Source organism: Porphyromonas sp. COT-290 OH3588, from assembly GCF_000769075.1.
Classification (GTDB): Bacteria; Bacteroidota; Bacteroidia; order Bacteroidales; family Porphyromonadaceae; genus Porphyromonas.
In genome coordinates this window covers 1-8,108 of the sequence record NZ_JRFC01000036.1, presented here as the reverse complement: position 1 = coordinate 8,108, position 8,108 = coordinate 1, and the positions used below count along the sequence as shown (strand labels likewise).

Here is an 8,108-nt window from a genome sequence, read left to right as displayed (position 1 = left end):
TAGGGGGATAGTATTCAAGGCTCCCAAAGCCGCTCAAACACGCAAAAAACACCGAGAAAGATACAAGAACCTTTGAGCGGTGCATTGCGCAATAGTCTCATGTTTCGCACCTCGAAGACTCAAAAACTTGCAGACCGAACCAAGAACTCAGAGTGGGATTCCTCTAAATAACAAAAAGATCGATTCATGGGGCTAGCATTTACCTCTCTTGAGAAGCTCATTAGACAGCAATATGCAGAATCCCAAGTATTTATCTTGATACTATCAATCAGACACTTCTATTTGATTAACAATGATTGCTCTTCCCGATCTTGAAATCTAAAATCTCTTGATTTTCAGCATCGAGGAACTCCCCTGTGTCGAACCATCCTAGTCGATCAGGAAAATTCGACTCTATCATGTCCCTAGTAATGGATAACGCCCTGCAGACTTTGCGGAAATAGACGATTTCTTCATACTGAACTACATTATCGGTGAGTATCATTTGAATGAGAGACTCTGTAAGCTGGATAGCCTCTAAATCTTCTATTTTTAGTCCACGCAAAGAAGCGACAAAGGCCTCTGTATCTAAACGCCCCTCCTCAAGGTCTGTAGATAATTTAGATAGAATATTCTCTATCTCATTTGTTTCAATATCTGTTTCTATAAGGCATATATGCCGAAGGCAATCAAATTCCTCTTTGGCTAAATGTCCGTCACTAGCCATACAGTGAAACAATAAATCTATTATCAATGTATGATCCATAACTTAGTTGTATCCTATTTTTTTTCTACTCGTAGGTTGACTTTCTTGCTCTACTTCCTGCCTGATCTTCTCATACCTATCTAGCTCCGCCTTACTCAAAGACGGTTTATTATCTGAAATTGCTTGCTTGAGGTGCACCAGTCCGATACGCACTCTCTCTATTAATGCTCTACGAGCAGCATCATTGACCAGCCTCTCAATATCCGCTGAGACATAGCCTTCCGTCAAAGCAACTAACTCTTCATAGTTAATCCCTAATTCAAGGGGTCGTCCCTCCAGATACATACGAAACAGTTCCTCGCGCACCTCCACATCGGGAGCAGGCAAGTAGACCTTGCATTCCAAACGACCAGACCGAAGCATGGCCGTATCTATTTGCTGTGGATAGTTTGTCGCCCCGATAACAAAGATTCCCTTATCTCCAGTTCGGTCCATCTGTGCTAGCATCTCATTAACAGCACTTCGGCTCATCTCATGAACATCGGCCTCTCTATTGGGCAGAAGTTCATTGATCTCATCAATAAATATGATAGTAGGTGCATTCTCTGCAGCCTCTGCGAACATATTGGCGATGTTTTCCTGCGTAGCATTGACGTAGCGGCTCTTGAGCATAGCTGGGGTCATCAGCATAAAATTGAAACCGACCTCTTCGGCAAATCGCTTGGCAAAAAATGTCTTTCCACACCCTGGTGGCCCATACAAGAGCATCCCATTGGGAATACTAACTCCATACTGTGCATAGACTTCAGGAGACCTCAAAGCATCTATTACCTCTCTCTGCAGCTTTTCCTTGAGTGTTCGGAGGCCTGCAACGGCGGCAAATCCCTTGCCTCGAGAAATTATTGACTGGGGTATAGGGCGCGCTTTGGGCACACTCTCCTCTTGCTGTACACGATCTATATCTACTACTTCGGTCTCCCCCAGAAGAGCGGCAATAAATTCGTCCGCAGATCCAAAACGCAACTCTAAGTCGGGGCTCAATGCTTTCTTGACAATCAGCTCAACCTTGGGGTCGTACCCAATAATCTGTTCGGACACATCAGGGAAGCTCAAGCGCTTGCTCCGCACCTCAAACCACAGCTGACGCTCTTGTTGAGAGCCTAGTTCGACATCGGCATCTATCGTCCACGGCAACCTGCGATAAAGGATCTGATAGAGTATTACCCCAACAGAAAATAAATCACTCTTGGTAGAAGCTCCCTGTTGAAGAGCTTCGTTAGCAAGATAAACAGGTGGCGTTTTTGGGGTACTTGGTCCATATCCATGGTTATAGCTAGATACACCGACCGCAGATTCCAAGCTTGTTAGTACGGGTTTCGGGTGGTCTTCAGAGCGGGCATCTAGAAGAATATTCTTCGGGGTAATCCCATTGCACACGATAGTCTCTGGATGTAGATGAAGAGACTTGACAATCTTCAGCAAGGCAACAGTAAGCCCAACGACATCGCTGTACAAGCGAAAAGGCTCTCTTTCGAGCCGATCGACGAGAAACTCCCCAGGCACGAACTCCAAGACCACATAGGGATAACGCCCCCCATCTCTATGGATGGTTCCACTAGATATATAGCGAGAGATGCCCTCACAGCGTAGCATATCGAACATCTCAACTTCCCTAATGCGTCCAGAGAATGAGTACTCACAAGGGCTCAACTTATCTGGACGATATATCTTAATCAGAAACATCTGCCCATCTAGACCTCGAGCACGATAGAGTTCTGTGGCATCACCTCTATATAGAGGCAACACCACAGAATACAGGTCTATACACTCTCCTTTTTTGAACAACATACAGCCGTGTTATTAGTTATCCGCCCAAAAGATCTGCCCCATCATTTTCGCTAACCATATTGTGATGAACAAGCTCAACCAATATGTCCCTTACATGATTATTACCGCTCTGTATTCGTTGTAGACCTTGCTGGATAAGTTCTTTAGCTTTGGCGGGGTTGCGCCATTGGAGTGTATGAAATGCCTGATTTATCGCTTGGAGGACCTGCGCATCTTGCTCACCGCCAGTAACGGCATTGCGCAAATTGTGGTCCAACGCCCCTAGACTACGAGATACTTCTCTTGCTTCTTTGACATTCTGCTCACGGATGGCTAATTCAGCTCGTTGTCTACACTCTGCAAGTTCTTTCTCTACAGCATCCACATTAATTTGCTTGTCGTCCCCATTGGCTTTAATCTTACGCCACAGCTCCTCTGCCTCATACAGCGCCTCCTTTAGTTCTTCTTCTACAGTAGCCCACGAAGCGTTACGCTCTGCGGGATCGATAAGTAAGAGTTGCTTGCGTAGAGCTTCCTGTAGGCGCAGACGTCCATCACCACTGGCTCGCTCATGCTCGAGCTGTTTTTGCAATACCTCAAGCTCAGTCTCCACCTCCGATAGATTAAACCTGTGAGCACGCCCAACGGCCTTCCTTATAGCACGCTCAAGCGCCTCGGCCGATGGAGCCTGCATGGACTTGATTTCGGCTTTCAGCTCCTCGCTATGCTCGATACTAGGGAACTCAGCCTCAACTACGATAGTTCCAGATCGGTCCACCTTAATCGTTAGGTCTACGGGGCTACCAGCAGGAAGCGTCTTGGGCATACACTCGCCCGTGATTAGGAGCTCAACAACTAAGTTATTAAGTTCTGGAGTACTACCCTCTGCGTTGTAATCCCCCTGATAGATTGGGATACGAATCACATCACTCGACATACCCGCACGTATCTCACTCTTGGTCTTCAAGCCATTGATTGTCCCTACAGCCGGCATAGTCTTATTCTTCTCTAGACCTCGAGCTGGAGCAAAGCGCTCCGACTCAAATTCTTCATAATACCTACCTATACCAACATGATACGGAAGCACTTGCATCTCATCAAGCCCCGATAGCCCTTGAAGGATTGAAATCTCACTAGGTTCACACTCTACTATATGCCCACCACCATCTCTTACTACGATGTTGAATAGGTTGGTGCGCCCCTCCACGAGCTCGAGATCCACAAGGGAAATATTTTCGGTTAGTGGACTCGGTGGGGTATTGAAAGCTCCGTCCATGCGCTGAAATGAAATTGTCAACTTATCTGGGACATAGCCTTCGCATTTGCTACGTAGTAGGCTTACATTCACCATTGGATCAGTCTCCGTCGTGGAGGCATCAAACTTAAGGTTAAGTTGTAGCTTACTCTTGTCTCTCTGCGCCTCTTGAATATGGTCATCTATCGACAGAGTAGAGGCAAATAGTGCTGCACCACAGGCGACTACAGTCATTGGATCCACTGAGGTATCTACATTAGGTGTCACTTGCTCTCGTAGCATCTGTCTAAGCACGGGCGAGTGTGTAGGTCCTCCCACCAACAGGAGTGCAGAGAGGTCGCTACCTCGTAGATTATTACGCTTGAGGAGCTCCAGGGTGATATCGACAGCCTTTTGGAAGATAGGTGTAAGCACCCGCTCCATATCGGATCGAGTAAGCGTTAGATCTAACTCCATCTCCTCGCCCTCCTCATCTTCGGTAAGTTCGTCGAGCTCTGTAAGGATATTGAAGCTTTCGGAGGACGAGAGTTTGATCTTGGCCTCCTCAGCCCTCCCCTTAAGGGCATCTCGTAGGCGCTGACGACTCATAGAATCCTGTAGCATCGATTGGATTTGGTAATGCTCGGCAAGATAGGGGATAAGTAGCTCGTCTATGATTGCCTCATCTAGGTTTTTACCCCCAAGAAAGTTGTCGCCCTCGGTGTCTTTTACAGAGAGTACACCCTCTTCATTTTTAATAATCGCAGCATCAAATGTGCCCCCCCCAAAATCAAACACTAGCCAAACGCCCTCCTTGCTATTAGCACTAAGCCCATAGGCTGTAGCAGCGGCGACAGGCTCTTGCAACAAATGTACTTGCTTGAAGCCTGCCAACATGGCGGCATGCTTAGTTGCGTTGTTCTGAGGAGTAGTAAACTTAGCTGGCACCGTAATAACTACAGATTCAAAGCCTTCGTCTTGGATATGGGTTCGTAAAGCGCGAAGCACATCCGCAGACAGTTCTTCAGAGGTATAGCTTCGAGCCATATGCGTACTCTCGTAGGTCTCGGTAGTCCCCATGGTGCGCTTAAACTCTATGAAGCTATTTAACTGCCCCACACTGCCCTCTCTTAAGGCTCTTACACGCTCTTTCTTCAGAGCCGTCTGGGCCTGTATCCCTGTCAGTGTACTTTGCTTCTTGTTGAAGTGTACACACGAGGGTACCGTATCCATCTGAACATCACTCTTCTTGACCACGGGCTGCCCTTGCTCCATGCGAGCTATCGCAGAGTTCGTCGTCCCTAAGTCAATGCCATAGTCTATCTTGACTCTCATTGTTTATTATAGTTTAGTGTTATCCGACTGACAGCTCCACCTGGGCTGCTTGTATCATTTTTCCCTGATAATTGACTTGTGGCACAAGCACCTTACTGATGACTTCTACACCCTGCTCAAGATTTTCGTTTGGATTGGTAGCCGTGACTATGACATTCATACCATCGGCATACCTCCGATTGAGTAGCTCTGGCATCTCGTAACCATTGGCCGCCAGATTATCTTTAAGCTTACCCACAGACCGACGTAGCTGTTTGAGCCCCCTCGTTCCTTCGTCCATCAAGCTAACATTACGCTCAATCGTTGTAATCTCTCCTGCGAGTTTAAGGGCGAGACTATGATCGACTTCGGTACTGGGCAACGCCGGGGAGGGCAGTTGCAATGCTTTCGCCTGACCATCCAATAGCTCTGTCAGTTTGGTCAGTTCGCTCACTATTTGCTCCTCTATACAGGTACGCGATTGCTCAATGGCTTGCTCAAGCTCCTGTGTTTTGGCAACGGCAACTAGGTGATTGGACTGCTGCCGTCGTCTAAGCAAATAGTAAGCGCCCCCACCAAGGAGAAACAAAGCAAAACTAACGGCAACACCCCCTCCTAGCAGACGCATCGTCTGTGAGGCATTCTCCTGAATCTTACCCTGCGAGTTTCGGTCTCGTACTTCCATGTCGCTCTGCAGAGCGTCGTGAGACGCTACCCATGCCTGTTGCTGCTCCGACAGTCGCTGCGCAAGCGATTCGATCGACTGCTCTAAATGCTGCATCTTTAGCCCCTGCCTGCGGAGGCGTTGGTCAAAAGCCTTATCCTTCTTCCGTAATAACTCAAGCTCGTTAAGTATAGCTCGCTCTTTGTCGTTAGGCATCTGCGACTTCTGACCTAAAGCAGGCATACATAGAGATACACCCAGAGCCAGACCCATTAGAGTTTGTTTGTATTTCATATGATTAAACCATTTTACTAATTATGAACACTTAGAGATTAGCCAGACAATTAGCCCTATGACGAACATGAAGACACACCCCATATTTTCTTCATCTACCCATTTTGCCCAAAAAGAATCCCCATTTGAACTTGAAGACTTCGACTCGGATTGAACAAGAGTTGGCCGTGGAGGCGGAGGAGTTGGCCGTGGAGGCGAAGGCGTCAACTTGATGGGCTCTGTCTGCACTCCCAGCTGAGAACATAGGTCCTTGAGAATCTTCTTATTTTGAGAAAATCGGCCATTACGAAACTCTGAGTCTAGGCCCAACTTCTCCAATCGCTCTGTAATATCCCAAGCGTCTTTTAGCTGTTTTTTCAACGTCGATATGGCGGATAATCGACTGAGGAGATCTCCAGACTCACCCCCCTGCTTCGCCTCTTCTTGTGCCTCGTTTACCGCGGCAACCAATGAGTTTAAGCAAACCTGAGCGACTTGAGTACTATACTTGTTGTACACATCTCGGCTGGGACTTAAAGAACTCTTTATAACCTCAAGTTCCGTCTCACAATCATTGAGATAGGCTTTAATATTGGGTATTGTATCGGCCTCAACCATCGCCATTGCCAAGATTCTAGCCTTTATCCTAAAGACCTGCTCCTTGACCTTCGACTCGGCTCGACGCGTGGGAGCCTCCTCCTGCCAGTCTTGCAACTTGTTTATCTGCTCATCGATATCCTTCTCAACGAAATCGGAGCAAGCTATGGCTCTCGACTCTCGGTATAGAGATAATAGGCTATCTGCATCGAGATCTTCGTCCTGCGACTTAGCCTCAAAATATTGTATACCACACGACAACACGGCCTTGGCAAGTTTGTCGCTGGTGCTTCTGTACTTCAAATCTGTTTTTGGGAAACACAGCTCCACCTGCTCGAGAATAGTCTTTCCCTTTTTCAGTAACTGTTGAGCACCATCAAGCGCCTTCTCTTTGTTTTCCTGGCACCTTTGAGTGTAGTCTTCTATAAGTTTATCCAAATCTCCAGTTGCAGATACAGCATACTTGCGCATCAAGTCAACTTTGGCCGTATAGTCTTTCTGTGCAAGCATATTCATCAGTTGAGCATTCCCACCGCGAGGTCTCAGGCCTATGTCCTCTATAATCTGATCGAGATAAATTAACTGGAGCTCCTTAAGGTTAGGAATCGGCATTCCTAGCTTGTCGGATAGAAAAGCCTGTACCCCACCTTGCTCTAGAGCATCCAGCTCCAAGGCAACTCCAGAGATAATATTTGCTATTGTGGTAGAGGCTGTTAGTAGTACAGCTAGATTATGACAGGCAGAGTAATTCTTCTCTGTAATAGGCTTAAGATCTCCTGTCGTTCGATAGATTTGCTTACGCCATATTCGGCTAGCCTCTTCATAGTTTTCTCTTGTGAGTGCCTCTAGAGCTGGAGGATCCGTAATTGGGTTAACATCTATAAACCACAGCAATGCATAGCGTAGCCGATCTTGATCAAGGGTGAGTAACCCCTTACATCGCTCAATATCCTCTATAGTACGACGGAGAGGCTTACGACCCAGATTTGGACAATAGTAGTCAGGTGCCAATTGTGGAGCTACCCCAGCTTCTGCATACTGACGAAGCTTTTTGGTTCGGCTGTCGAGATCCTTACGAGAACTCGATCCCAACATTCCCAGTAAGCGATAGGGATTTTCTCTAATACTTCTCATATCTTCCTAGGGAGTATAGTATCGTATATATATAGTATGGATAAAAATAGCGTGGACGCAACACCCACACCTGATGAGGCCCTAGGAAAGCCTTGAAAACAGTGGGTAAGTTACGTCCACGTAATACGCGGACGTTCACTAACCTACCTTCACTGTTTTCATCCCTATTGAAATTTCCTAGGTTCCATCAGGGTGTGAAGCCAAGCAGCAAACGCTACCAAATATCTAATATTATGCCTCAAGAGAGACTTGTGCTACAAATGTAATATATATATCCCAAATTGTATGTTGTCAAACAAAAGTGCACTGCTAGGGATCCGAATTAGTTGGTGAATTGCGTGTAACTTTAGAGAACAAAAAACAGAGATTATGGCAACAGA

Annotated in this window: 5 protein-coding genes; all 5 read right to left on the bottom strand. The window is 46.7% G+C overall.

The window, feature by feature from the left end; genetic code table 11:
• Positions 1-286: 286 nt before the first annotated feature.
• From HQ48_RS07535 to HQ48_RS07515, 5 genes are read right to left on the bottom strand one after another with little or no spacing between them, the layout of a single operon-like run.
• Positions 287-745: a TerB family tellurite resistance protein gene (locus HQ48_RS07535; RefSeq protein WP_044232914.1), complete on the bottom strand. Its 459-nt coding sequence runs from the start codon at positions 743-745 to the stop codon at positions 287-289.
• A gap of 3 nt (positions 746-748) precedes the next feature.
• Positions 749-2,533 carry an AAA family ATPase gene (locus HQ48_RS07530; protein ID WP_044232912.1) on the bottom strand — a complete coding sequence of 595 codons (1,785 nt, stop codon included), beginning with the start codon at positions 2,531-2,533 and terminating at the stop codon, positions 749-751.
• A 16-nt stretch (positions 2,534-2,549) separates the two neighbouring features.
• Positions 2,550-5,081 (bottom strand): Hsp70 family protein, encoded by a 2,532-nt coding sequence (locus HQ48_RS07525; protein WP_044232910.1) that lies wholly within the window; start codon positions 5,079-5,081, stop codon positions 2,550-2,552.
• A gap of 19 nt (positions 5,082-5,100) precedes the next feature.
• Complete coding sequence (locus HQ48_RS07520) at positions 5,101-6,018, bottom strand: septum formation initiator (protein WP_152568350.1); 918 nt, start codon at positions 6,016-6,018, stop codon at positions 5,101-5,103.
• 21 nt (positions 6,019-6,039) lie between these two features.
• Positions 6,040-7,488 carry a hypothetical protein gene (locus tag HQ48_RS07515; RefSeq protein ID WP_160225954.1) on the bottom strand — a complete coding sequence of 483 codons (1,449 nt, stop codon included), beginning with the start codon at positions 7,486-7,488 and terminating at the stop codon, positions 6,040-6,042.
• Between the last annotated feature and the right edge of the window lie 620 nt (positions 7,489-8,108).